Source organism: Pararobbsia alpina, from assembly GCF_902859895.1.
GTDB classification, from domain to species: domain Bacteria; phylum Pseudomonadota; class Gammaproteobacteria; order Burkholderiales; family Burkholderiaceae; genus Pararobbsia; species Pararobbsia alpina.
The window spans coordinates 1-745 of the sequence record NZ_CADIKM010000200.1 but is presented as its reverse complement, the minus strand read 5'-3'; the positions used below and the strand labels follow the sequence as shown (position 1 = coordinate 745).

General features: G+C 61.9%; 1 protein-coding gene. It reads right to left on the bottom strand.

The annotated features are described in order from the left end of the window. Nucleotides 1-745: PAS domain S-box protein (locus HV670_RS30260; RefSeq protein ID WP_175108579.1), on the bottom strand; the 745-nt coding region annotated here is incomplete at both ends.

Sequence of the window (745 nt, the reverse complement as noted above, 5' to 3'; positions counted from 1 at the left end):
GGACTTCCTCAAGGTTCGGCGGATGGGCATCGAGCCAGCGCAGGCCCGCGTCCGCATTCGTGATGACGGCAGCGAGCGGTTGATTGACTTCATGGGCGATCGACGCGGTCATTTCTCCGACCACCAGGACCCGGTTCAATCGCGCGAGAGCGGACTGTGCCTGCTGCAGCGCATCCTCCATCCGCTTGCGTTCGCTGATGTCGTTGTTAGACTCCAGGATCAGCGCGGGTTGTCCTGCATGGTCGTTCTGAAGCGACCAACGGCTCGTTACGACGACCGGCGTGCCGTCCACCTTGCGGTTGACGAGCTCGCCTTCCCAGCGGCCTTCGCGCAGCAGCTTGGCCATGATCTGCTCGACCGGCGTGACGAACGTCGTTTGCAGGAGCGTGTGCGCGATAGCGCCGAGCGCCTGCGCGCCCTTGAATCCATACAACTCCTCGGCGCCGCGATTCCAGTAGAGAATTTTGCCGTCCATGTCGCGCGAGAAGATGGGGTCGTGCGTCAGGTCGAGGAGACTCGCCTGATTGCGGAGCGTCGAAACCGTTTGCTGCGCATGCAAGGCCAGGGCCGTCACGAGGCCGATCGAAGCGATGCTGATGCACTCGTTGATTAGAGTCTCGGTGGTGGGGTGGTTGGGTGGTGCGAGTGCCCAACTGATGACTGATAGCCCTATGCAGCTGAGTCCGACAAGCACTACACCCCGCGACTTGCAAATGCGCGCGGCGATCAGCACGACAACCACATA